27 protein-coding genes and 1 tRNA gene are annotated in these 25294 nt (G+C 50.4%); 2 read left to right on the forward strand and 26 right to left on the reverse strand.

What is annotated here, in order from left to right:
• The first annotated feature begins 127 nt into the window (after window positions 1–127).
• Window positions 128–203 (forward strand) — tRNA-Asn (locus ACO0LG_RS02030).
• Between the two features lie 291 nt (window positions 204–494).
• Here the strand turns inward: ACO0LG_RS02030 and ACO0LG_RS02035 are convergent.
• The 5 genes from ACO0LG_RS02035 to ACO0LG_RS02055 form a co-directional block, all read right to left on the reverse strand.
• Window positions 495–1034 carry a cytochrome b/b6 domain-containing protein gene (locus ACO0LG_RS02035; protein ID WP_423022821.1) on the reverse strand — a complete coding sequence of 180 codons (540 nt, stop codon included), beginning with the start codon at window positions 1032–1034 and terminating at the stop codon, window positions 495–497.
• The gene (locus ACO0LG_RS02040; protein WP_423022823.1) at window positions 1024–1305 is read right to left on the reverse strand and encodes a PepSY domain-containing protein; all 282 of its coding nucleotides are present in this window, start codon (window positions 1303–1305) and stop codon (window positions 1024–1026) included. The genes ACO0LG_RS02035 and ACO0LG_RS02040 overlap by 11 nt, the downstream gene beginning before the upstream one ends.
• 28 nt (window positions 1306–1333) lie before the next feature.
• Complete coding sequence (locus tag ACO0LG_RS02045; protein ID WP_423022825.1) at window positions 1334–2017, reverse strand: Fe2+-dependent dioxygenase; 684 nt, start codon at window positions 2015–2017, stop codon at window positions 1334–1336.
• 24 nt (window positions 2018–2041) lie between these two features.
• On the reverse strand, window positions 2042–3145 hold the full coding sequence (locus tag ACO0LG_RS02050; protein WP_423022827.1) for an alpha-hydroxy acid oxidase: 1104 nt from the start codon (window positions 3143–3145) through the stop codon (window positions 2042–2044).
• 93 nt (window positions 3146–3238) lie between these two features.
• The gene (locus ACO0LG_RS02055) at window positions 3239–5611 is read right to left on the reverse strand and encodes a TonB-dependent receptor (protein ID WP_423022829.1); all 2373 of its coding nucleotides are present in this window, start codon (window positions 5609–5611) and stop codon (window positions 3239–3241) included.
• A 468-nt stretch (window positions 5612–6079) separates the two neighbouring features.
• On the opposite strand from ACO0LG_RS02055, the gene ACO0LG_RS02060 reads away from it, so the two are divergent.
• Window positions 6080–6844 (forward strand): polysaccharide deacetylase family protein, encoded by a 765-nt coding sequence (locus tag ACO0LG_RS02060; protein WP_423022831.1) that lies wholly within the window; start codon window positions 6080–6082, stop codon window positions 6842–6844.
• Here ACO0LG_RS02060 and ACO0LG_RS02065 read toward each other — a convergent pair.
• The 21 genes from ACO0LG_RS02065 to ACO0LG_RS02165 form a co-directional block, all read right to left on the reverse strand.
• A complete protein-coding gene (locus tag ACO0LG_RS02065; RefSeq protein WP_423023276.1) occupies window positions 6833–7441 on the reverse strand; it encodes a 4'-phosphopantetheinyl transferase family protein in 609 nt (202 codons plus the stop codon). The genes ACO0LG_RS02060 and ACO0LG_RS02065 overlap by 12 nt on opposite strands.
• A gap of 27 nt (window positions 7442–7468) precedes the next feature.
• A complete protein-coding gene (locus ACO0LG_RS02070) occupies window positions 7469–8089 on the reverse strand; it encodes a hypothetical protein (RefSeq protein ID WP_423022833.1) in 621 nt (206 codons plus the stop codon).
• Window positions 8090–8228: 139 nt separating this feature from the next.
• Window positions 8229–8561 (reverse strand): hypothetical protein, encoded by a 333-nt coding sequence (locus ACO0LG_RS02075; RefSeq protein WP_423022835.1) that lies wholly within the window; start codon window positions 8559–8561, stop codon window positions 8229–8231.
• 169 nt (window positions 8562–8730) lie between these two features.
• On the reverse strand, window positions 8731–9960 hold the full coding sequence (locus ACO0LG_RS02080; RefSeq protein ID WP_423023278.1) for a beta-ketoacyl-ACP synthase: 1230 nt from the start codon (window positions 9958–9960) through the stop codon (window positions 8731–8733).
• 11 nt (window positions 9961–9971) lie between these two features.
• Window positions 9972–10697, reverse strand: coding sequence for a 3-ketoacyl-ACP reductase FabG2 (locus tag ACO0LG_RS02085; RefSeq protein WP_423022837.1), 726 nt, complete (start codon window positions 10695–10697; stop codon window positions 9972–9974).
• 2 nt (window positions 10698–10699) lie between these two features.
• On the reverse strand, window positions 10700–11170 hold the full coding sequence (locus ACO0LG_RS02090) for a 3-hydroxylacyl-ACP dehydratase (RefSeq protein ID WP_423022839.1): 471 nt from the start codon (window positions 11168–11170) through the stop codon (window positions 10700–10702).
• Window positions 11167–12360: a beta-ketoacyl-ACP synthase gene (locus ACO0LG_RS02095; RefSeq protein ID WP_423022841.1), complete on the reverse strand. Its 1194-nt coding sequence runs from the start codon at window positions 12358–12360 to the stop codon at window positions 11167–11169. The genes ACO0LG_RS02090 and ACO0LG_RS02095 overlap by 4 nt, the downstream gene beginning before the upstream one ends.
• Window positions 12361–12367: 7 nt before the next feature.
• Window positions 12368–12928 (reverse strand): DUF3261 domain-containing protein, encoded by a 561-nt coding sequence (locus tag ACO0LG_RS02100; RefSeq protein WP_423022843.1) that lies wholly within the window; start codon window positions 12926–12928, stop codon window positions 12368–12370.
• On the reverse strand, window positions 12912–15290 hold the full coding sequence (locus tag ACO0LG_RS02105; RefSeq protein ID WP_423022845.1) for an MMPL family transporter: 2379 nt from the start codon (window positions 15288–15290) through the stop codon (window positions 12912–12914). Before ACO0LG_RS02105 ends, ACO0LG_RS02100 begins: the two co-directional genes overlap by 17 nt.
• Before the next feature lie 27 nt (window positions 15291–15317).
• On the reverse strand, window positions 15318–15911 hold the full coding sequence (locus ACO0LG_RS02110) for a LolA family protein (RefSeq protein ID WP_423023280.1): 594 nt from the start codon (window positions 15909–15911) through the stop codon (window positions 15318–15320).
• Window positions 15912–15943: 32 nt separating this feature from the next.
• Entirely contained in the window at window positions 15944–16378 is a 435-nt protein-coding gene (locus tag ACO0LG_RS02115) for an acyl-CoA thioesterase (RefSeq protein WP_423022847.1), read from the reverse strand.
• Window positions 16371–17927 carry an HAL/PAL/TAL family ammonia-lyase gene (locus ACO0LG_RS02120; RefSeq protein WP_423022849.1) on the reverse strand — a complete coding sequence of 519 codons (1557 nt, stop codon included), beginning with the start codon at window positions 17925–17927 and terminating at the stop codon, window positions 16371–16373. Before ACO0LG_RS02120 ends, ACO0LG_RS02115 begins: the two co-directional genes overlap by 8 nt.
• A complete protein-coding gene (locus ACO0LG_RS02125) occupies window positions 17914–18879 on the reverse strand; it encodes an acyltransferase (RefSeq protein ID WP_423022851.1) in 966 nt (321 codons plus the stop codon). Before ACO0LG_RS02125 ends, ACO0LG_RS02120 begins: the two co-directional genes overlap by 14 nt.
• A complete protein-coding gene (locus ACO0LG_RS02130; RefSeq protein WP_423022853.1) occupies window positions 18876–19634 on the reverse strand; it encodes a glycosyltransferase family 2 protein in 759 nt (252 codons plus the stop codon). The genes ACO0LG_RS02125 and ACO0LG_RS02130 overlap by 4 nt, the downstream gene beginning before the upstream one ends.
• Window position 19635: 1 nt before the next feature.
• On the reverse strand, window positions 19636–20715 hold the full coding sequence (locus tag ACO0LG_RS02135; protein WP_423022855.1) for a class I SAM-dependent methyltransferase: 1080 nt from the start codon (window positions 20713–20715) through the stop codon (window positions 19636–19638).
• Window positions 20709–22442 carry an AMP-binding protein gene (locus ACO0LG_RS02140; RefSeq protein WP_423022857.1) on the reverse strand — a complete coding sequence of 578 codons (1734 nt, stop codon included), beginning with the start codon at window positions 22440–22442 and terminating at the stop codon, window positions 20709–20711. Before ACO0LG_RS02140 ends, ACO0LG_RS02135 begins: the two co-directional genes overlap by 7 nt.
• A complete protein-coding gene (locus tag ACO0LG_RS02145) occupies window positions 22435–22947 on the reverse strand; it encodes a hypothetical protein (RefSeq protein ID WP_423022859.1) in 513 nt (170 codons plus the stop codon). Before ACO0LG_RS02145 ends, ACO0LG_RS02140 begins: the two co-directional genes overlap by 8 nt.
• Before the next feature lie 38 nt (window positions 22948–22985).
• Window positions 22986–23258: an acyl carrier protein gene (locus tag ACO0LG_RS02150; protein WP_423022861.1), complete on the reverse strand. Its 273-nt coding sequence runs from the start codon at window positions 23256–23258 to the stop codon at window positions 22986–22988.
• Window positions 23259–23268: 10 nt separating this feature from the next.
• Entirely contained in the window at window positions 23269–23523 is a 255-nt protein-coding gene (locus ACO0LG_RS02155) for a phosphopantetheine-binding protein (protein WP_423022863.1), read from the reverse strand.
• Window positions 23516–24289 carry a lysophospholipid acyltransferase family protein gene (locus ACO0LG_RS02160; RefSeq protein WP_423022865.1) on the reverse strand — a complete coding sequence of 258 codons (774 nt, stop codon included), beginning with the start codon at window positions 24287–24289 and terminating at the stop codon, window positions 23516–23518. Before ACO0LG_RS02160 ends, ACO0LG_RS02155 begins: the two co-directional genes overlap by 8 nt.
• Complete coding sequence (locus tag ACO0LG_RS02165; protein WP_423022867.1) at window positions 24282–25019, reverse strand: beta-ketoacyl synthase chain length factor; 738 nt, start codon at window positions 25017–25019, stop codon at window positions 24282–24284. The genes ACO0LG_RS02160 and ACO0LG_RS02165 overlap by 8 nt, the downstream gene beginning before the upstream one ends.
• Between the last annotated feature and the right edge of the window lie 275 nt (window positions 25020–25294).

The raw sequence follows: 25294 nt of genomic DNA on the forward strand, positions 1-25294 counted from the left end.
GTAAAGTATGAAAAGTAAAATCCTGAAAGGGTTTTGCAGCAAGAGATTGAAGTGAACAGTGAACTTGACCATAATCACTGCCGAAGAATAGTTTTACAAGTTTAATGAAGATCATCATATCTTCTATTCCCTGATAGCTCAGTTGGTAGAGCGACGGACTGTTAATCCGCAGGTCCCTGGTTCGAGTCCAGGTCGGGGAGCCAAATTGAGAAAAGAGTTACTCGCCAAGGCAAGTAACTCTTTTTTTTCCGCCCTGCCCTTATCAGGCATGACGGACAAGTAGCGCAGAGTTCAGCGTTTCCAGAGCAAGGCTTTTATGTACGCGGCGTAAATAGCAGCTCGCAACGACTCAAAAATTCTGATGAACAAATACCGGTTGACGTACTATCCCGGGCAAAGAAAATCGTACAAGTATTTCCTCCTCCCTCTCGTAGCAAATCCCACAACGATCGTCAGACAAAACAAAAGCCCGGACAGCACTGGCTCTACTTCGCTTAATCTACATCGCCAGGTTCTGGCCCTGTCTTATTACCGGTAATCATGGCCTTGACAAGGTTCTCACGATGCTGCCAACTGGTAAAAACCACACCAAATATATGCAAAGCAATCAGCCCTACCATGGTCCAGGCGATAGTCACATGCACGCGCACGGGCCATTCATAACCCCATAGCAAATCGGTACCCATGGCCCAGCCTGTCAAGACTAGCAGGCTTAAGCAAGACAAAAGCGCAACCGCCATCCAGCCACCCAGGGGATTGTGGCCAATGTAACGTGGGGCTTTGGATTGAACGACCAGACGCAGATAATCGGCCGTTGCCTGACCCAGCTTCAGGAATTGGGTAAAACGTGCGTAGCGGTTACCGATGCCACCCCAGACCAGGCGTATGAGGACCAAGACGCCTGCGCCGTAGCCAACATATTCATGAACTATCCCTGTCATGCCGCTGGTGATCCAGGCGGCGATGATAATGACAACCTGCGCCCAGTGAATCAGGCGCACAGGCAAGTCCCAGACGGGCTGACTATTCTTCAACGCGTTCGAATGTGACCGGGTTAAAGAAGGCTTCTACGCGCTTGCCTTTAGGGTCTTTGGCATACACTTCATAGCAACTGGTGGTTTTTTCCATACGGCGAATTTGCCAGCCTTCTTTGGTCAGCTTTGCTTCCAATTCTGTATGTGGACGCCATTTTTCTTTTGGCTCGGTGGTGCATTTGACGTCGCCGTGTGCCCAGGCGCTGCCGGATGACATGGCGAATACCAATGGGACGAATGCAGCAAAAATAGATCGTTTAATTAGTGTCATGGATAACTCCTGATAAGTTAAAACAAATTCAAGTAATCGCCCAGCGGCGCAATAGATTATGATAAATGCCAGTGAGCCTTAAGAGTGCAGTATTTTGTGCATCGACCAGAGGGGTCAGCTTCTGGATAGCCTGATCAAGATCGTACAGCATGCTGCGTTCAGCATCATCATTGACCATACTTTCTATCCAGAAAAACGAAGCCACCCTTGCGCCAGCAGTGACTGGGGTGACTCTGTGCAAACTGGATGAAGGATAGAGCACCATGTCGCCAGCTTCAAGCTTGACAGTCTGCGCGCCAAAGTCAGTTTCAATTTCCAGCTCTCCACCGTCATACTCTTCAGGTTCAGCTAGGAATAAGGTCGCCGAAATATCGCTGCGCAAGTTTTGACGAGTGCCGGGCATCATCATCACAGCACTGTCCACATGCAAACCATAGCCACCACCATCCTGATAGCGGTTGAATTTTGGCGGGTAGATTTTTTGTGGCAAGGCAGCGGAAATGAAAACAGGATGCTCGCCAAGCTTGCGCAGGATGCGGTTTCCCAACTGGATCGCCAGGTCTGAATTGTCATCTATCTGCAAATTATTTTTGACTTGCAATGCGAGTGTGCCTGCCGTGCGTGCACCACTCTGCCAGTCAGCCTGGTCCAGATGGGCACGAAACTGCCGGACTTCATCCTTGCTCAAGACCCCTTCAATCACATTTAGCATAAGCCTGCCCGACCTTCCTTCAATTCATTCATGGCGCAGCAAAGCACCGCTATCAATATCGGCCAGCGTAGCGCATCCAGCCTGGGCCATACATATCTCCAACTCTTCGCGCAACAACTTGATCATATGTGCTACGCCCAGGGCACCAGCAACACTGAGCGCATACATCTGCAAGCGCCCGACCAGAACAGCGTCTGCTCCCAGCGCCAGCGCCTTGAACATATCAGTGCCAGAACGAATGCCACCATCCAGCAACAAAGGAAAGTCATCTCCTACCGCAGAGCGGATTGCAGGCAGCACTGACAAGCTGGCGGGTGCACCATCCAGACTACGGCCACCATGGTTGGATACAACAATACCAGCAACACCAGCCGCCTTCAGATCTGCCGCATCATCGGGATGCAAGACGCCTTTCACCCAGACCGGCAAGGATGTCTGAGCCAGCAACCATTCCAGATCTGGCCAGCCTGGTGCAGAATGCATCGCCCCCTGGAAAATACGGCTGTCATCAGCAGCAAGTTGCACGGGCACATTTGCATCTGTCGATTGCAGGTTAAGCGCAACGCAGTCGGCTGGCATGCAAAATCCTGCCGCCATGGCGCGTGCACTTGCCACCTGTATCGATGCGTCCAGCGTCAAAACAATTGCGCTGTAGCCAGCCGCCTCTGCCCTTGCCAGCAAGTTGCGGGTAGCGTCACGACTGGTTTGAAAATACAACTGAAACCATTTATGCGGGCCAGCAGCTTGCGCAACATCTTCCAGCAGGCTTGAGGACAAGGTGCTGCATACCATGCAAGTATCAGTCGCACTGGCAGCGCGGGCCGTGTCGATTTCACCAGCCGGATGTGCCAGCTTTTGAAAAGCGACCGGGGCCAGCAAAATCGGATGAAGAAAAGTTTGATTACCTAGCGTGACTCGCGTATGCCCACCAGTGACATCGCGCAAAATACGTGGATAGACTGACCATTGCGAGAAAGAGGCCCGATTGGCAGCGACAGTCAGGTCGTGCCCACTGCCGCCTGCCACATAGGCGTAGCTTGGTGCGGCCATGCTACGCTGTGCTGCAAACTCATAGTCCCGGGCACAGCGTATATCTGGTGGAATAACAGGAATAGCAGGGGTTTTCATCAAAGAAAATTATTCATAAAGAACCCGTATTCTAGCTGAATCACAAGAACCCACTGCTGTAGATGACATGGGTTCTTGCTCTCCATCAAAAGATCACATTTCGTAGTTCAGAGTGAAGCGAACAGCGCGTGCATCACCTTTGTACAGGAATGCGCCAGAACGATACACTGCTGTGTAGTAGTCTTTGTTGGTCGCATTCAGAACATTGACGCGGACGTCAAAACGGCGGGAGAAGCGATAAGCAGCGAACACGTCATACGCGGTGAAGCCTGGTACTGGCTGTGAGCACAGGCCGGTTGTTGTATAGCCAGCCGCTGTATCTGGCTGACCACCGCAACGGTCACTCTCATGACGGGCAACACCGCCAAACGAGAATGCATTCGTCAATTGGTACTTGGCTTGTGCCGAGAAAGTTTTCTTGGCAAAGTTACTCAAAGGATTGCCGATATTGGCTGCTGTGGTCGATGCCAGCACTTTAGAGTCCATGAATGCTGCACCAACCTGTACAGACAAATCTTCAGTCAGGTTACCACTCAGGCCAAATTCCACACCTTGTACACGGTTCTTACCTGTATTGAATGTACCGACCGTATCGTAGTTAGCACCTTCCATCACGTCTTTTTTCGTGGTTTGGAACAAGGCTGCTGTTGCCAGCAATTTGTCGTCCATCAGGTTCCATTTCAGGCCCAGTTCATAGTTGACTGAGGTTTCTGGCTTGGCACCGGCGATCTGGTTTTGGTACAGCACTGCGCCACCGTAACCACTGCTGGTACCGGCATCAGCTTCACCGCCATTGATGTCTTGTGCGCTGGCGACAGAACCATAAACGATCAGTTTAGGTGTGATCTTGTAGCTCAGGCCAAAGTGACCATTCAACAAGGTATCTTTGTAGCCATAGTCACCAGTGATCACGCCAGTGGTGTTGTTACGACGAGTCAGGCTCAGGTCAAAGGAATCGGCACGCACACCGCCGAAAGCAGTAAATTTGTCAGTCAAGTCAACGGTATCCATCGCTGTCAGGGCCAGCGCCTTGATATGCCAATCCTGGTTCCAGCTCAGGCGAGTGGAATTGCGGCCAGCCAAGCTGTTCAGGTTGGCAACAGGTGTGCCGTTGCTGTCTGTGAAGCAGAAGCCATTATTAGCACCAATGCCTGCAGTCGTTTTGCAATTGAATGTGCCTGTGTTGGTGATGCCATAAGTACCGGACACAACTTTGTGGTCAGCATATTCAGCGCCGAAGATGAATTCATGCTTCATGCCGCCGATTTGCTTGTCCCAGCGCAGGTTGGTCTGGTGAGCAAAGTAATCGATATCTTGCCAGCCAGTGTGACCACCATCGAGAACGCCAGTCGTGTATGCCACACCTGTCGTCCCATTATAACGGGTTGCAGAAGAAGCACCTGTAGTGACATAGCCGTTACCAGACTTGCCATAACGTGTCAGGCTGGTGATTTTCATGTCTGGGGCAATGGTCCAGTTGACGCGTGCTGTGACAGTGTCAACATCAGATTTCAGAAAATCATTCGTCTGACCATAGACCGGGACATTGGTCGCAGGAAAACGACTTGGCACAGTACCAACCAAATAGTAACCCAGGTCTGGTGATGTATCTTTGGTACGCAGGCCATAGTAATCCAGTGTTACAGACAGGTCTTTGCTGACTTCATACAGGCCGGACAATGCAATACCTTTGCGTGAACGGTTAGCTGGTGAACGATTAGGTACATCTTCATCGCCGTACAACAAGTTGGTACGTAACGCGAATTGTTCGCCAAAACCTTTGTTGATATCAGCAGTCACACGTTTTTGTGAATCGCTGCCTATGCCTATGGAAACACGCTCAAAGTCATGGTCCAGTGTTGCTTGTTTGGTGATAGCATTAATCGCACCACCGGCAGTACCACGACCTGCGAAGCTGGAATTTGGACCTTTGGAAATTTCGATTTGTTCAACAGCGAAACTTTCGCGAGTGGACATGCCTGGGTCGCGCAGACCATCAACGAACACGTCGCTGCGTGCTTCCTGGCCACGGATGATGTAACGGTCGCCGAAGGCATTACCATTCTCACCAGTACCCAGTGTGATACCTGGCTGTGCGCCCAGCACTTGTTTCAAATCCGTCAGGCCGGAATCATCCAGCGCAGCGCGGGTCAGTACAGAAATTGTCTGTGGTGTTTCTGCCAGTGGACGTGTGTGACGTGAATCAGCAGATGTCCTGGCTTTGTATGGGGAACCGACTTCTGCATTTGGATTGGACTCTACGCGCTTGCCCAGGATTTCTACTTCTGGCAATTTTTCTTTTTGTGTCTTGGTAGCGGGCGGCGTTGTGTCTTGTGCCATCGCAACCATAGGCATCAGCATCGCGCTGGAAATACCCAGGGCCAGAGTGGTTTTCTTCATAGAGCCAAATACCAGGTCGTCTGTGTCACGTAGGCTTTTTGGTTTTTGAGCTTGCGAGTGTTTCATGTAAGTCCCTGTTTGCGTAAAGCAAAAATGTTATAGATAAAATATTAAATTTGCAGCGATTGATGAACTAATACGAATGATATATATATTGACAATGAGAATCAATATCATTCACATTTAAAATGTTAAATATATATACTTAATCAAACTAAAAATCTTGTTACAAGGGTTAATGAATGGCAAATCACTTCTTTTTTACATGCTGGATTGTGCGAAAACCGGGCAGCCATTACTAGATAATTTGCATTACCATCACACAACTGCAAAGCATCAGATTAAGTCAGGAAAGTTTTTTCGCTTGCGGATACAATGAGTGCCTTCGACTCAAAAAACTCTTTTCTGATGTTGCTTACCATCCGCACTTGGCATAGAGCCGTTTTTTGTTTACTCATAGTTCTGCGCTCTGGCTTTTGCAATGCGGCGACGGAAGATGCCTGCCCAGCCAACCCTGCCCCAATCAGGTTTTTGTTGAGTTTTGACGATGGCCCCAGTGCTATACAGCCTGACAATCCTACAGAAAAAATATTAAAGGTTTTACAAGCCAATGCTTATCAGCCGGATATCAAAGCGATCTTTTTTACGCAGACAAGAGCGGTAAATGGTGGCGGCACAGAATTTGGCAGAGCATTGCTCAAACGCGAAGTGGATGCGGGCCATACGCTAGCTTTTCATACGGGAACACCCAGGCATTCCAACCACCGTTATTTGAGTGAGGATGATTTAAAAACCTCACTTGCTCTGGGCATTGCAGATCTCACGACTATCACTGGCACTGCCCCCAAACTGGTGCGCCCGCCATTCTGGAATTATGACGAACGTACGCTCAACACCTATCACAGCTATGGCCTGCAAATGTTGCTGACGGATTTGAGTGCTAATGATGGCATTATTTATGGCATCAACTTCAGCCTCACCAAACGTCGTAATATGCGCAAGCTGTTATTGGCAATCCGCCCGCACTGGTGTCAAAACGAAATGCCGGCACCAGACGGTGTCACACCTATCGTGGTGACATTTCATGACATCAATTCCTATACTGCCAATCACTTGGAAGAGTATCTGGACATACTTTTGGATGTGGCTAAGGAATTGAATATTCCTGTCAGTGAAAAGCCTTTTTACGATGACCACGATGAACTGGAACGCGCAGCTTTGGCAAGGACAGTGAAAGACGCCGGTAACCCACCAGAGTTGCCGGGAATATGGAACTGGTTCTGGGGCTTATTCCGCTGACAGACTGCTCAAGACAACTTGTGGCAGAAATTCTAGTCTCTTGGCACTGCACAGGGTGATCGACAAGTCAGGGTGTGGAAAATGTAAGCATTGTGCACTGGGTTGATTGAGTTTAATCTGCGCTTCTTTAGTGGTCCATAACTGATAAAAATCACGCATGCGGTCACTTGCAGGCCGTTGCTCTAACCACGCGCTTTCATCTGTATTAAATGCCTGTAATGCCAGTGCAGAAAAATCGCGGTTTGGATTCAAAAGCTCAATATCCAGACCCAGTTTACCATTGGCACTGACTGCGCACGCTATCCACGAACCGCTATGTGAGAGGCTGAATCCTGTATGAGTTAACTCAGGATTACCCAAGCGAGGCACATTGCCTGGGCATTCAGACAATTGCAACTCATTGACGGGTAGGTTCAACAATTGACTCAGGCTTTGACGTAATAAAATGCGTCCGACCAGAAACTGCCGCTGACGCAGTGGTCTGACAAAGCGCTGATAACGCTGTAACTCAAATGGACTAAGCCATGAGATATAGTTGGCAAGTTCCCTATCTTCGATAAAGGAACTATTCAGAAGACATATCTTAGTGATTGGCATTACCAAGTGACGAGGGTGCTATTAAAATTAATTACCTTGATCAAAGCCTGACAAAATTTTATAAGTGATTTCAGTATTTGTTGCTTTGATTATTTCTATGCGTGCACCTTTATAACCAAGTATTGAGGACTCGCGCAAATCGTACGTCACTTCGTTATTATAGGCTGGTCGCGCATTGTCATTAAAAAACTCTCTATATGCAAGCGTGATTCGATTTTCTATTTTTCCGTTATAAAGCAAAGTTTGTTGAGAAATAGTCCGAGATTTTTTTATAACTTTGTTATTGAGCGAATATTTGATATCTGCGCACTGCTCTTTACTAAAACAAATTTTATTTTCAGCCTTGTAAAGATAAACTTCCTTTTTTTCTTTTACAAACTTAATGCGCGCTGAATTTTCTGCCTCAAACGGATATTCACCTTTAAGTAAAGGCAATGAACCTATCATCTCATCTTGAGCAATAACCAGTGATGGTTCCAATTGCCCTTTCCCCTGCATTAATAGACTTTCGCCTACACCACTTGTCGAAATAGCGCCTATATCCGGAATAGTGAAAAAGGTGGATTCGAGTTGTTTTTTTGAAGCACATCCTGATAGCAAAAGCACTGGCACTATCGCCATAGGCAGAATTTTTTTCCAGATACTCATATATAGTTTTTCCAATATAAAAAACACATCGAAATGCAAAAATTTCAATCGCCATTGAAACCTTTGACTTATGCATTCAAATAAATATTATCAACACTCACGAAGATAAAGCATGTCGGGATAAATTTACAACTCTTTTTTATTTACTATCAACTTTCACAAAATCGGCCTTAAGAACAACACCAGCCATCAGGGCGCTAGCATGGCATTCGAATTCTGTCTCGCTTAATTTTTCAACATTGTCGTAGTTGCTGACGATATTCATCACTGCGTTGGTGCCTGACTTTTCTGCGCGCTTTTTCAGTTGCAGCATGGCCGATAAAAACACCCAATTACAAGCCTGCTCTGTAGTTTTATTCAAGGCATTTGTTTTTTTATTTGTTTCATCGTTGAGTATCCTTTTTACTACAGGCGGAGTCGTTTGTGCTGAAATAATATTTAAGCTTATCGCCCAGCCTTTACGGCACATCATTGCTGGACATCGCCGTTGCAATAGGTAACATCACGACGTTGTCAGCCGGAGCAGCTGACAACGAAAATCCAACGAAATAACCTGTGCAATTGCAGTAGAAATCAATGTCTTCATGTTCCATCTCCCGCTTAAAAACACCCTATCCGTACAATATCAAAACACATGTTGATCAAGTGTATTTTTTGAAAATCAAGGAAGTATTGATACCGCCAAACGCGAAATTATTCGACATCACATATTCACAATCTATCGCCCTGCCCTCATCCCTGATGTAATCCAGGTCTGCGCATTGCGGGTCCAACTCCTGCAAATTGATCGTGGGTGCAAACCATCCCTCGTTCATCATTTCTATACTGATCCAGGCTTCCAGTGCGCCGCAGGCACCCAGTGTATGTCCCATATAACTTTTCAGTGAACTAATGGGCATGGTATTGCCAAAAACCTGTGCTGTGGCATGGCTTTCGGCAATATCGCCCTGTTGAGTACCGGTGCCGTGAGCATTAACATAGCCAATATCGGACGCCTGCAGCTCTGCATCTTCCAGCGCCAGTTGCATGGCGATTTTCATGGTCTCGGCATTTGGTTGCGTGACATGGCAGCCGTCGCTATTGGTGCCAAAGCCCACCAGCTCGGCATGTATGGTGGCACCGCGTGCGAGTGCATGCTCCAGCTCTTCCAGTATCAGGCAACCTGCACCTTCACCGATGACCAGGCCATCACGTCCTGCATCAAAAGGACGTGGCGTCATCTCTGGCGTGTCGTTGCGCACACTGGTAGCGAACAGGGTGTCGAAGACTGCGGCTTCTGTCGCACACAATTCTTCAGCGCCACCGGCGATCATGGCGATTTGTTTGCCGCCACGTATGGCTTCATAGGCATAACCTATACCCTGGCTACCTGAGGTACAAGCAGAAGATGTGGTGATGACGCGCCCGGTCACACCAAAGAACACACCGATGTTAACAGGTGCAGTATGTGCCATCATCTTGATATAGGTAGTGGCATTGATACCCTTGGTGGTGCGCTCTTCCATCATGCGGCCAAAGTCACCAATCGCACTGGGTGTACCAGCAGAAGAACCAAAGGAGATACCCATATTACCGCTGCTGACGAGAGGATGATTGAGCAAACCGGCATGCTCCAGCGCCAGTTCACTGGCCCGTGTTGCCATCAGTGCGACACGGCCCATACTGCGGGTGGCCTTTCGGTGGTAGCGCTCGTTTAATTCAAAAGCTGGGGCTGGCGCACCCAGTTGCGTGTTCAGGCCTTCGTAGTCACTCCACTCATCCATGCGCTTGATGGCATTTCTGTATTCTCCCAGTTGCTTGCGTATGCTGGCCCAGTCATTACCCAAAGGGCTGATGCCGGCCATGCCAGTCACCACGACGCGAGGTTTCATATTATTCATACTCATGCCATACCCCCGTTCACAGAAATGACCTGGCGCGTGACATACGCCGCATCAGGTTGCATGAGAAAGCTGACGACGGCAGCCACTTCTTCTGGCTTGCCAACGCGCTTGGCAGGTATCATTTTCAAGGCTTCTTCCATCGGCACATCTTCTATCATGTCTGTTTCTATTAAACCTGGGGCCACGCAATTAACGGTAATGGCACGTTTGGCCAACTCTATCGCCAAGGCCTTGGTGGCACCGATAATGCCTGCCTTGGCAGCACTGTAATTGACCTGCCCACGGTTGCCGATCAGGCCGGATACCGATGCCATGGTGACGATGCGGCCAGGTTTGCGGCGCTGTACCAAGGGCATGACCAGGGGATTGAGTACATTATAAAAACCATCGAGATTGGTACTCAGCACAATATCCCAGTCCTCACCCGACATGGCAGGAAACGCATTGTCGCGTGCCACACCAGCATTACAGACAACACCATAATAGCAACCGTGCTGCTCAATATCGGCAGTCAATATGGCTGCGGACTGCTCGCGCTCGCTGATATCAAATTGCAGTACACGCACCTGCCGGCCCATGGCAACAATGTCACGCGCAACAGATTCTGCTTCTTCACGCTGGCTGCGGCAATGCAAGACGATATCGTAACCATCACTGGCAAGGCGCAAGGCGATTGCCTTGCCTATGCCACGCGAAGATCCTGTCACCAACACACTCATACTCATTACTAACTCCGTTGCAGAAAATCTTTGACGTTATTTGGCTGAAACACGGTAATAGTCGCATTTGCCAGCGACGTACCACTCGCGCTATCACTAATCTGACATTCAAAAGCCCCGAGGCCATTATCCCCCTGCAATGCCTTGTGCACATGGATATGTAATATGCAACCAAGCGCAAATATTGGCTGGCTACATTCATAGCGCCGTGAACCCAGCAAGAAACCGACTTTAACAGGCTCACCACGCAATTGCGCCAGATAACCTGCATGGGCAGCAATGGCTTGCGCCATATATTCGATACCAACCCAGGCACCGACGCCTGACGTTTCACAGAATAAGGTTTCCGGCCTGATACTGACTTGTGCACACAAATTCTCATCGTCAGCGCTCAGCACTCTGTCCAGCAAAACCATCTCGCCGTCATGCGGTACCAAGTCGCAAACCGGGGGCATTTCTTTTTCATTCAGCATGCTCATCCCCTTCCCAGTATCAAGACAGCATTGGAACCGCCGAATGCAAAAGAATTACTCAATACGTAACGCACCGGTCGCCCCAGTTGCTGTCCACGGGCAACCATATTCAGCGCAGGCAACTGCGGGTCGGCGACAGCATCCCACAGGTGGGGTGGTAACTTTCCTTGCGTATTATCGTCCTGCATCGCCAGCCAGCACAATGCAGCTTCCACAGCGGCAGCGGCACCCAATGTATGCCCGGTGAATGGCTTGGTGGAGCTGACTGGCACGGCATCGCCAAACAGATCATGAATCACGCGTGATTCCATCGCATCATTTTGCAGGGTGGCGGTGCCATGCAGGTTGATGTAATCGATGTCCGAAGCAGAAATGCCCGCACGCAGCAAAGCCTGGTTGATCGCCAGCCGCGCACCGCCACCTGCAGGGTCAGGAGCAGATATATGATGTCCATCGGATGACTCACCCCAACCACACAAAGCCACGCCAGAACCTGTGGAATCAGCTTCAGCACTCATCAGGAACAAAGCTGCGCCCTCGCCTATATTGATGCCGTGACGATTGGCACTCAAGGGATTGCACAGGTGGTCACTGACCGATTCGAGTGCTGAAAATCCAGCCACCGTAAAAGCGCACAAGGTATCGACGCCGCCAGTCAGAACAACATCGCAAAGCCCCATCTTGATCAGGCGCGCTGCGCTGGCCATGGCTTTGGCGCTGGAAGAACAGGCGCTGGAATGCACATAGGCAGGACCAGTAATACCCGCAACATGGGCCAGAAAATCAGCAGGTGACGCCATCTCTTGCTGGGCATAATGAAACTCCACAGGCAACGAAGCGTCAGTATCGAATTGGCGCAAGGCAGCTTCAGTATTGGCAACACCCGAAGTGCTTGTACCTATCACCACAGCGACGCGATGTGCACCAAAACGGGCAATGGCAGCATCCATTGCCGGCCGTATCTGTGCCAATGCGGCTAATGCCAGCTGATTATTGCGGCTGCGCATGCTCAGTGGCATGTCGCTAATATCTGGCAACGCGCTGGTGACTTGCCCTAGCGGCAATGTGCGGTCACTTGACCAGGCATCGGTGGGCAAGACGCCTGTCGCAACCTCGTCCAGCAAACGATGCAGGATGTCCTGATGATTGTCGCCTAGTGCGCAGACAATGCCGCAGTGATGTAAATACAGCTTCATAATGATATCAAGGTGCTGACTGTATGGTCAGGCGATAGTGGTAACGCAAATTATTCAAAACAACACTGCCACTCCAGCGCGGCATGCCACTGTAGTCAATAGTGACGACCAGTTTGTCATCCAGGTAAAGCGAACGATGCAAACCTTGTTCTTCAATACGCCAGCCAGCAGGTAAAGCCTGGGCAATCGCATTCACAGGCCACAGGCAGAGCTGCATGTCTTCCAGCACGTCTTCTGCCCTGACCTGTGCAGGAAGCATGGCATGCCGCCAGGACTTTAACTGCTTGCCGTCGTAGCTGAGGCTCAAGACGCGCTGCCCAAAAGCCAGCCCCACCAGTTCGAGATGGACAGGCTCAACTTCCAGCGCTGCATCCAGTTCATCTATACGGCCATTTCTTTCCACGATCAAATGCTGCTGCACGCTGAAAGAAGCATCCAGCGCAGCAGGGGCGAGCATCAGGCCCAGACGCGCTTCGGGCTGCGTCGGTTTGCTGGCGCAGGCACTTAGCAATGCGAGTGTGGCGGCCGACGCAGCCATGCTGAGCCATGATTTAAGTTTGAGCGACATGCGCACTTTCTGTAGTAGAGGTAAAACAGGGAACAATCAGCCACACCAGTGCGGTGCCTATCAGCATCGTCAAACCAAAGGCTTGTAATGCCGGGGTGGGGCTCAATCCCAACAAACCGAAAGACAGTAAGGTATTGGCAGCCGACAAACCAACTGCCAACCACGGCGTGGCATTGCGCCTGTCAGGATGCTCTTGCATGAAAATACCGTAATCAACACCCACGCCCAACAATAACATCAGCGCCAGGATATGGAATAACTGCAGGCTTTGCCCCGCCAGACCCAGCAAACCCAGCGTCACGAGGCTGGCACACAATGTTGGTGCCAGCACGCGCCACGCATTGCGACGGTAGCGTGGGAGTAACAGCGTAAATACCACCAGATAAGCCGCTGACACTACCCAGCCCATATAGGCACGATAGCGCCCCAACACCGAGGATATCTCATTGACCTTATCCACCCATTGCACGCCTTCTAGCCCCTGCCCTGTCTGCGCCAAAGTCGCCAGACCATTATTGGCATAACTGAGGCCGCGCAAGGCGACGATACTGGCATGTTCATTGCCGATGTGCCCCAGCCACAAATGCCGCCAGGGCTCACCGGCTGAAGTCTTCAAAAATTCATCAATAGAGATACTGGCGGTCAGTGTCAGCAAATGCTTGCGTATGGCGTCAGCCCAGGCCGCGTCTTCTTCCACCTTGTTTGCCAACAGAGTCAAAGCTGCGCCTTCTGCCAGCAGTTTTTCATCAATCAATTGATGACGCTGTTTTTGTAATTGTGCAGAAGGTATCCAGTTTGACAAAGCCTGGTAACCGGAGATGGTATGACGCTCTATCAGAAGATCCAGTTTGCGCTTCAGGGCTTCTTCACGCTGCAAGACAATTTCAGCACTGCCACCACGCACCAGGAAATACTGGACTGGCGTCGGCGCATCCAGCAATTTGCCGAGTTTGATCTGATCAGCAATTAGATGCTTGGGGGAATTTTGCAAGAGACGTATGTCGTCATTGGCACCCAGGCGTGAGCAGCCTATCGCCGTAGTTATCGCACAAATAGCCAGGACAACAAGGCTGCGCGGATTCAAGCCCAAGCGTGGCCAATGCATCAGAGCAGCCGAATAGCGCGCCACCAGTTTGCCACTTCTCAGGCTACCAGCATTGATCAGTTGCGGGAACCAGCAAATCACGGTGAGCCACGCAAATACCAGGCCCAGTGCAGAAAATACTGCCATATGGCGCAAACCAGGGAAAGGGGTCAGCCCCAGGCCCAGGTAACCGATGACTGCTGCCAGCAAAGTCAGTCCCAGACCTGGCAGCAAGCGTTTCAATAAAGTGGGCGAATCAATACTGGCATCAGCACTGAGGCGGTTACACAAAAAATAAATTCCATAATCCTGCGCCACGCCTATCAGGCTGGCACCAAATACCAGAGTCAGTAAATGTATGCCACCAAACAGCATCCAGCACACTGACAAAGCACCAAGAAAACCTACGCCTATGGAAAGTAAAATCAAGGTGATGGGTTTCAAGGAACGAAAACTCAGCCACATCAGCAAGATGATACCGACCAGTGAGCCCAAGCCTATCGTCGACACTTCACTGCCAGCCTGCTGCCCGGCTGCGGCTGCATGCAGGACAACACCGGCGCTGATGATCTCTACCGAAGGTGTCGCCAGCAAAGCTGCTTCCGCTGCCTTGTCAAGCAAAGGCACAACTGCCTCTTGCGCAGTCAGGGAAAATGCCGATGGTTTCAAAGTCAGCGGCAACAGTACATATTGTTTTTCCTTGTCTGCCACGAACAGATAAGCATCGAGCGGGCGCACTGGTGTTTCTTGCGCCCGTTCCTGCACCCATCCAGAAAACAGATTAAAAGGGTCATCCTGAAAGCTACCCAGCTTGGGGCCAGAGAAGGCACTATACATTTTCGCCAGCGCCAGATCAGTCCAGTATTGCGCTGGTTCTGTACGCAATTGCTGCTCTTGCCGTACTGTCAGCAAACCCAGGCTTTGTTTTTGAAATACTGCCAGCCAGTCATTTTGGGCTTGGTCGCTGATATTGGTCGCCGTCAATAAATCAGTGCGGCTTGCCAGCACTTTTTGGTAAGCGGCGGCGGCATGTTTTGCCTGTTCCCAGTCATTCGCACCTAACAGCACCACTACCCTTTGCTGGGCAGTGTCAACCATGTGGGCGAAGGACTGCTGCAAGACCGGGTCACGTTCTTGCACTGGCAACAAGGCCAGGATATCGGTATCAGGTGCGATACGCTTGCCCAGCCACAGATAGGCATGATGGGCCAGCAACAGGCAAACCACGATTGCCCATGTGATTGCCAGCCCTTTAGTCAATCCGTGCTGTTTTTTCATACCGTCGCTCATGAATTTGCTTTTCCATTACTGAGCAAACAAGGCAAGTTCTTCAGCCGTCATGGCCGTTTCCCCGGTCTTGATATCTGAAAAAACAATAGTGGTACGGTCACCGCTGGCTTCGTCGATATGGATATTTTTTACGTAGGCACCACCGTCCAGCGAGATCGCACCTATTGCTTTTGCCAGAGCTGCTTCACGGGCTTTTAATGCCACCTTCCAGCTAGCAGCATCGGCGCTGCCTTCGACTTCAAACAGGGTTTCCAGTTTACCCAGGTCACCAGACAGCAATGAAAACAGTACACTGTTGATCATACGTACCGTAGGTTCTTTTTGTGCATCCAGGCGCATTGCTACCCGTTCACCTTGCAAATGTACGATTTCATCACGCGTCAGGCGCAAGGTATTTGGGAATGGTTGCAGCGTGCGCCACAAGATACCCTTGCCATTGACCACACAAAAACGGCCATTGGATGCGAGTGGCTTTTTCATGCCCTGCAACTGCTTGGTCTGATCAAACCTGCCGCACAGTATTGATGGTTTAGCCAGCATGTTCTGGATTTTGCTGATAGGAGCGGCGGCATTACTACTCTCTGTCCATGACAGGCTCAGCAACAGCATGAAAATAATGGATGACAAACGCATCATGGATATCATGGAACAGGTACTCCCAATTTTTCAAACAAGATGGCAGGAGAAACAAAGCACATTTCTCCATTGGCGATTTCAACGGCAACCTGAGTAGTGCTGGCACGGTTCAGGCGTTTTCCTGTGGCTGTGTCGGTGATCAGGTAATCTATCTTCAAACGGTTTTCCCATTCGACAATCTCGGCACGCAGGGTCAGCTTCTGGCCGAAACTGGCGGGAGCAATATAGCGCAACTGCATGTCGATGACAGGCCAGGCATAGCCGGATTCCTTCATTTGCACATAGTTGTAATTGATCTGATCCAGCAAGGCACATCGTGCTACTTCCAAGTACTTAACGTAGTTGCCGTGCCAGACGATTTCCATCGGGTCCAGGTCAAAGAACTGGACTTGCATCACAACTTCGGCAGCCCATTGGCTGGGCGTATTCTTTTTACGCATACAACTTCCATTCTTGCTGGCGGATACGTTCCAACATCAGGCGCAGGTCAGGTTCCAGGCGGCGGTCTTCCTGCACTGGGGCTATATCTGTAGCGAGGGCATCCATCATCTGCGTCAAACCTGCCGACAATTGCAAATCCTGGTTCACGCGGGTTCGCAACCAGACACCCTGCCTTACTGTAATGAGCAAGGCAGCCACTACCTGTTCTGTTAATTCCAGCACGCGCAGGCAATCACGGGCAGCGATGGTGCCCATGCTGACCTTGTCCTGGTTATGGCATTCGGTGGAACGTGAAAAGACCGAGGCAGGCATGGTCAGCTTCAATGCCTCTGCTGTCCAGGCTGAAGCACTGATTTGCAAGGCTTTCAGGCCATGGTTAATTGCCGCACGCGGCCCCTCCATGCCAGACAGATTGGCTGGCAGACCATGGTTATAGCGGCTATCAACCATCAAGGCCATTTGCCTGTCGAGCAAATCGGCCAGATTGGCGACAGCGTTCTTCATGCCATCCATGGCGAAGGCGATATGACCGCCGTAGAAATGGCCGCCATGAAGTACTCGTTCATTGTCGCCGTCGACAATCGGATTATCGTTGGCGCTGTTCAATTCATTTTCTATAGACTGGCGGAAGAAAGGCAGGGCGTCGGCCAGCACGCCTATCACATGTGGGGCGCAGCGTATCGAATAACGGTCTTGCAGGCGTTTGCCATTGCGTTCAGCTTGCCCTGCTGGTAAATCATGACGTAACCATGCGGCCACGCCTTGCATGCCGGGATGCGGTTTCACTGAAAACAATACTTCATCAAAATGGTGGGCATTACCATCCAGTGTCACTGATGCCATTGCCGTGATGCGCGTAGTCAACCTGACGAGGTAATCAGCACGATCATAGGCCATGCAGGCCAGTGCTGTCATGACGGCTGTGCCATTCATGATGGCCAGGCCCTCTTTCGGGCGCAGGCGTAAAGGTGTGATTCCTGCTTCACGCAAAGCCTGGGCGGTTGGTACTTGCACGCCATCGCGCCAGACTTCACGCTCGCCACATAAAACTGCGGCCAGATAAGATAACGGCGTCAGGTCACCACTGGCACCGACAGAACCTTCACTGGGTATCATTGGCAAAAGACCAGCTTCCAGCAAACGGCTGATCTGTTCCAGCAACTCCACGCTGACCCCCGAAAAACCTTTGGACAAAGACGCCAGGCGTGCCGCCATGACGGCGCGGGTTTGTGCCGGTGACAGATATTCACCCAAGCCACAGCCGTGGTAGGTATATAGATGGTACGGCAATTCTGCCACCAGGTCTGGCGGTATGGTGACGGTACAGGAATCACCATAGCCAGTCGTGACGCCATAGATGGTGCCATCTTCACGCAACAGGCGATCCAGGAAATCAGCGCCGCGGGTTATCGCTGCGCGAAACTCAGGGTCGGCGGACAGTGCCGCATTGGCGCGGCCATGGGCGATATCGACGATATCTTCTATGTTCAATCTGTTACGGTCGAATTGTACGGTGCGCAGCTTGGTGCTCTGATCAGCGGATTGCATCTTGTTTTTCCAATTCGGGTAAATGCCAAAAATCATAAAAATTAAACCATTGCAGCGGTGCCCGCACAGCATAATATTGCAGGCGCGCGGCGTAATCTGCCACCACGCAGTGCAAGGCTTCGTCACGTCCTTTGCGTGGCAGCCTGATAGCCTCACGAAAGAGTTCAAAGCAGACTTGCGGCACGCCATCCATTTGCAAGGAAAATAGCAAGTAGACCGGGCATTGCAAGACACTGGCCAGTACATAAGGGCCAACCGGAAAAGCTGCATCACGGCCAAGAAAAGAGGCTACCGCCACCCTGGGTTGTGGCGCTACCGGTATACGGTCACCAGCAATTACGACAAAGCCACCTTCAGCAATTTTGTCCGCCAACAGCATTGCCGTAGCAGGTGTCATCTCTGTCACCTGCAATAAATTCATCTGGCTATCGGGATCAAGCTGGGCCAGCATGCGGTTAAATGCCTGTGCATGCTTGGTATGTACCAGCACAGTTAACTTCACTTCAGGGAAACGGCGCGATAATACACGGCACATTTCCAAGTTACCCAGATGAGAACAAACGATCAGGCCGCCACGTTTTTGGGTGACTTGAATATGCATCTCTTCTTGCCCTGCATACTTGACTTTGTTCTCATCAAACAAACCTCCCCATAACAGCATCTTGTCGAGTATGTTTTCTGCAAAGGCAGCAAAATGCCGCAAGACACCAACCCAGCCCTGGGCGACTTTGGCATAGGCATTCACACGTTGCAGGTAAGCCATTGATGCACGGCGAGGTGCAGGCTTGGTGAGGACATACCAGGCCAGTACCGGGTACAAAAATATGCGGAACGGCCAGCGTCCACAGAACTTGAATATCCAGAACAAAAAGCGCATGCCGGCCACAAAGCTGACTTCATTGATGCTGGCCCAATGCCAGGAGGAATCTGAGTGCTGAGTGTTCTGTTTCATTGTCCAGCCTCAGGCTCGCTACGCCAGTGACGTGCCAGTAGAGATGGGATACGCAACAACATCCCAAAAAATAACTTGGTATGCATGACGGTAATCAGTGCATTGTCACGCCATACGCGAAAATGAGAAACACCATCCATTGGGTAAGCAACACGCGTTGGCAGATTGATGACTACCGCGCCACCCCAGTACAACCTGACCAGGATATCGGTATCAAAATTCATGCGCCTGCCTATGTCTTGCCTGGCCATCAGTGCAATCACTGCATCCACAGGGTAGACGCGAAAACCGCACATGGAATCGCGTATGGCCAGCGACAAGGTATTAATCCATACCCAGACATGGGTCAGGTAGCGGGCATACAAACGTATGGCAGGCACTGATTCATCATAGACTGGGTAACCGGCAATCACCGCCTGCGGGTGTGCCTTTGCCTGCGCCAGGAATTGCGGTACATCTGCCACGCAATGCTGGCCATCTGCATCAATCTGCAAGACATGGGTATAAGTCGCTTGCGCTGCATAGCGAAAACCTGTCAGCACGGCAGCGCCCTTACCCTGATTGATGTCATGACGCAGCAAAGTCACCTTGCCTGGCGTTGCGACCTGTAAATCCTGCAATACCCGCGCACATTCAGCCGAGCTGCCATCATCCACCAGCACACAATCCACCTCATGCGTCAGCACAGCCTGCACTACGGCAGCTATCGCATGTTCATGGTTATACACGGGGATGAGGACGCAGGGCTTGAACACTTTACTTCTCCACCCTCGCAAAACGCAGCAAGGAATGACAATAGCCTATATCGTCGCGGGTCGTGACTAATTGCAGGCCAGCGGCTTCTGCAATACGCACATAATCACCACTTTCATAAATCTTGCTGTTACCGCTGGCCATGGCAGTAAAGTACGGTGAAGTATTAATGAGGCAAAATGCAGCGATATCATAACGCTGCCTGTCCCAGAAAGTATCCATGATCAGCAATTGCCCATTGGGGGCCAGCGCCTTGGCAGCACGTTGCAATATACTGGCAATGGCAGGTTCTGAAAAACAACTGAGGAACTGGCTCATCCAGATCATGTCTATGCCAGTTGGCAAGACAGCTTCATTATCCAGCAAATCAATGGAATGAAAATGGGCGCGCTCATGTACGCCAGCATTTTTCAAATTTTCTTCTGCCACCAACAACTGGCGCGGCAAATCTACCAGATGCATTTCTACAGTTGGATTGTAGGCCAGGGCAGCACAACTGAATTTACCGGTATTGGCGCCAATGTCCATGAGCTTGCGTGGCGCTGTGGCAAACACATCCGGCAAGATGCTAGGGAAAGAGGTATCAGAATAATGATGGTCAAAAGCAAACCAGCTGGTTTTTGCTGGCTCTGGCAATTGCGACAAACCTTGATATAGCGTTGGCCAGTTACCCAGCGCGCTCAGGCCCAAAGGTTTTTCATTATCCAGGGACTCATCAAGCTTGAACAAACCTTCGTAACAGACATCATGATTGAAATCCAGATTGACCTGGGTGATGGAATCAGTCAGTACACAATAACCCGCCTTGTCCAGTACATAAGAACCTGCGCTCAGATACACCACGCCAGATGAAAGGCAGGTTTCGAGCACGACTTTCAATGCATATGCTGTCCATTTACCTGTGGCTGCCATGTCGGAAATTGTCAAGCCCGCACATCCTGCATCTGCAAGAGCCTGCAACATGCCGCGCTTCCAGGCATAACGTACGCATTGAAAAACAACCGGACCAAATGCAATTTTTTGCGCTTCAAAACGAGCGGCAAAAGCAGTTTGGCGTTCAGGAGAAAATTTCTTATCTAGCATGCGGGCTTTTCATTAGCGAAAATAATACGACCACCGGCATGTTGCCCGGCCTCAGAAAAATAACGGAATTGCAAACTGTCTTTTACTACATCATGTATTAATTCCAACATGACTGGCACTTCAGGGTGAATCACATGCTGGAACTTCAGTGCATGAACAGACTTGAATATGGGCGGCAGTGCAAAATACTCGCGGGCATATTTGATCACCCAATCGAGTTGCACCACGCCAGGCAGCACAGGTGCAACCGAAAAATGTCCATCAAAATAAAACAGCGTTGCTGGCACGATCAGTTCAAACAATACTTTTTCTGATGTTTGTTCCAGCAGCCGTATTTGCGGCAAACGTGGACGCGGATCACCTGCCTCATCCAGCAAGGCATGCAGTTGTGCAAGCGTAGTCTTACCCTGGGCATTGACTGGCATCTGATCCAGATAACGCCAGCGGCGGGGCAAGGCAATTGCCTCCACCAGCTCGCTCAATATGGCACGCATGCGCAGGTTGAATGCCCTCTTTCCTTCAAGAGCCAGTTGCTGGCCACCTTCTTCTGTGGTCACAATAAAAGCGGACAGTTTTTGTCTTTTCCCAGGCGCTTCATGATCCGCGATCACTCGGACTTCGCTGACCAGATCAGAGGTCAATAAAGCCTGCTCAATGGCATCAAGTGAAATACGCTTTTCTTCGATTTTTACGATGCGGTCACTACGCCCCTGCAACAGCAAACGTCCACTGTCTGTCAATTGGGCCTTGTCTGCCATGCGCAACCAGCTAGTCTGGTCCAGGTGCGGCGAACGCACTTCCAGCAAATCTTCTTCTGTTATCCGCAAATCGACTTTGGGTAAAGCTTCCCAGCTTTCTATTGCTCCCGCCTGACGCTGGCGCCAGGCGATGCCGCCGGTTTCAGAACTGCCATAGACTTCATAAGGTACATGCCCGAGCATATCGCCGACAGCATAAGCAGTCTCAGCCGCCAATGGGCCACCTGAAGAAAATATGGTGCGCAATCTTTGCTTGCCTGCTTGCCAGTCAAGATGCTCTGGCAGACGTTTCAAGTGAGCGGGGCTGGCAATCAGGACGCAATCGCGCTGTGCCAATATTTGCGCCAGTTGTTCGGGGAAATTCACGCTCAAGGCATGAATGGCACGTTCAGCCGACAAAGGCCACAAGACCTTGAACAGCAAGCCATAAATATGCTGATGCGATACGGTAGCGACAATTTCGGCATTACTTAGACGCTGGCCAAATACTTGCTCCAGGCTACCGACCTCGCTCATCAGTTGTGAGAGTTTTTTTGGTATCGCCTGCGGCTCTCCGGTACTGCCGGAAGTATGTACAACCAGGCCAATGAAATCGGGGTCGAGCGCTTTCAATATGACAGGCACTGCAGTGACTGCCACTTTTACGGGCTGATATTCTGCAGGAAACTCACCCAAAAAAGCATCCACAGATGTGGATAATGCAAGGCATGTGGCAGGCAAGGTATCGGCTGCCAGCCATACCGTTTTATGTTCCAGCCAGACTGCCAGCAAGGCCGCTGAGAACTCAAGGCTGTCTTCGAAATACAAGGCTAGTTGTGTTCCTGCAGTATTGCGGATGGTGGCACTCCATACACCTATACGTTGTAGAAAATCGTCATGCGATACTGCGCCTGCCGCATTCCATCCTATGATGGCGTGGCCAGGACGAGCTGCCAGCGCAAGGCAAGGATCGGGAGAAAAATCAGACATGATGAATTCGTTTAAATCTCAGGCGCACCAGGTATTCGATAGCAAATAACAGGCCCATGAGGATATAGGCGATGACGCCGGTATACAGTGACCAGACTGCTGGTGTAGCCCACAAGGCCGTGGCAAAAGCGATTGCGCCATTGATGACGAAAAACACGCACCAGACTTGCGTCACGCGGCGTGTGTACGCAATCGCCACATCCGGCAATTCGGGTTCGCGCAAACGTGCAAATCGTTCCACCATAGATGGCGGCACCAGCAAGCTGTAAGAAAAAACAGCCAGCAATGCGCCATTCACCAATACCGGATACAATTTAAGGGGCAAGAGAGCATTGGCCCATACAGCACAGCTAGCCAGCAGCAAGGCACAAAACATAGACCACCGCGCTACCCGGCTGACCTTGAATGTGGGCAATCTGGTTGCCGCTGCCAATAGCAATAAGACTGCCAACCAGCGCGGCTCTACCTGCCCCTGGCCAAACCAGATGACGATTGGATAAAGCACCGTAAGGATAACCGCGACGACGGTCAGGATTGCGCGAACTATGTTGACTGCTCCGCCTGCAGATTGAGCAGGGCATCAATCACGTCGCCAATAGTGCGTATCTTTTTAAACACTTCAGGCTGAAGACGCATGCCTGTCATTTGCTTGAGCTTGACCGCCAGGTCAACCGCATCAATGCTATCAATGTCCAGGTCGGCATACAGATTGGATTCCATCGTCAACGCCGATTTGTCCAGCTCAAACATGTCGGCCAGCAGGTCCACCACCCAAACATAGAGCTCGTCTCTGCTCATTTCACTTACCACTACCATTGCAGACTCCTTACTTCTTTCTATTTGCAGCAATTAATGCTGCCAGTGCATTCACCGATGCAAAATGGCGGCGCGTATCTTCAGAATCAGCCGAGAGCGAAATACCGTAACGCTTTTGCAGGGCCACACCCAGCTCAAGTGCATCGATAGAATCCAGACCCAAACCTTCAACAAACAAGGGGGCATTACTGTCGATGTCGGCGGCTGTGATATCTTCCAGTTGCAACACTTCGATGATCAATTCTTTTACTTCTTGCTCAAGCATGACGTTGATTTTCCTCGGTAAAATAATGCTGCAGATGCTCCGTCAAATGACGGGCTGCCATGACGTCCGACTGGCCAGCACCAATAAAATGCTGAATCGGAATATCTTCTTTAACTTCTATCCTGAACTGCGCAAAACGTTCTGGCACATGCCACCACTTCTCACCCTTGCCCAAAGTCGGCGGGTCACAACGTATGACTACCGGCGTTACTGCGCAAACTCCGCGCACCGCGATATTTGCTGCACCGCGCTTTAAACTGATCACGCCATCAGCGGGAGTACGTGTCCCTTCAGGAAACACGATCAGATTATTGCCTGCCCGCAAAGAAGCAATACAGGCTTCCAGTAATTCTGTGCCCTGCTCATTACTGATATAAGCAGCAGCTCTTACGGGACCACGGGTGAACGGGTTACTCCACAAATTACTTTTGACGATGCAATCTGCATTTTTGACAAAAGCCATCAAAAAAACTGTATCGATCAGGGTAGGATGATTTGCCAGTATCAGCAAGCCACCTCGTTCCAGTTTGTCCAGACCAGTGATCTCATAACGCAAGACTCCAAGCTGCCGCATCAGGCCAACAAAGCTACGGAACGTCAGCCGTATGATGTTACGCGCAGCTTTGGTCCGTTTTTCCTGCTGCCATACCAGCACATACAATGCCGGAAACACCAGCACCCGCAACAACAAACCACCTATGCCAAACGTCAGAAAACTGATACCTGTGGCCAAAACCCGCCAACCACGATCAAGCTTGTCAAGCATGACGTGACCAAAGCCAGCGCCGTTTGCCGACTATACGCTGCATCTGCGTTTGTTCTCCAATTTGAAAACGCAAGACTTCCAAGCCGCCAGGCATGTCGCCGGAGTCTAATTCCTGCCCTTCAACATCATCCCAACTCAAATGAATAGCATTTTCCTGCGCAGGTACCATCAACCAGGCCCAGGCATAAGACTGCTCGTCACAATCCTGAAATGATGCAAAAACTGGAGGCAAAGCATGATCATAAGTCACCAGCATCACCATGGGTGCCCCATCTGCCAATAAACCACATGCTTCAATGACTGCATGCTCAACCGTGCTTTTTCCACTGGCCAGGGCAATATGATTGGCTTGATCCTTGCGTGCAATTGAAAACAATCCAGCACTGGCATTATGTACAGCCAGACCAAAGCCTGTTGGCGACACAGATCCATCCCGCGCCAATTCTGTCAACAAATCGACAGCGCGCGACACCTCGCCATGGCGAGAACAAAATACCGTGGGAACCTCAGTCCGATCGCCCAGACACTGATAGGATACCTCAAGTGCCATTTTGCCAAGAAAGCCAGCACGCCTACGCAACATGACTGGCATGGGCGCCACATTGGGCTCAGCATCGCCAATCAAAGGGAATGGCGATGCTGCCCATCTTTTCCATGCATCGATGGTCGAAACACCGGGAGCCCAGGCGGCATAATTATCAATTGAAAAACGAACACCGTTAACACGCATTATTATATTTTTCCGTCCGTTTTTTTAGCATGCCACAGGGCGCATAGTACTGTGCTATACAATTTGTAACAAATAGGGTCGCATTATAGCAAAGCATGAATAGAGTCCACAATCTGATATGCCATGGGATTGATTTTTTGTTTTTTTTGGTTCAAGCCTTTGTTTCTCAAAGGAAAAGTGCTAACAAATAAAAATGGCGATAGTGATTGATTTGGAAAAATGATTGTCGTTACCAACATGAAAATAACAAAACCCCACAACACTTTCATGTTGCG

The organism is Undibacterium sp. Ji42W (assembly GCF_049340405.1).
In the GTDB taxonomy this organism is placed as follows: Bacteria; Pseudomonadota; Gammaproteobacteria; order Burkholderiales; family Burkholderiaceae_D; genus Undibacterium.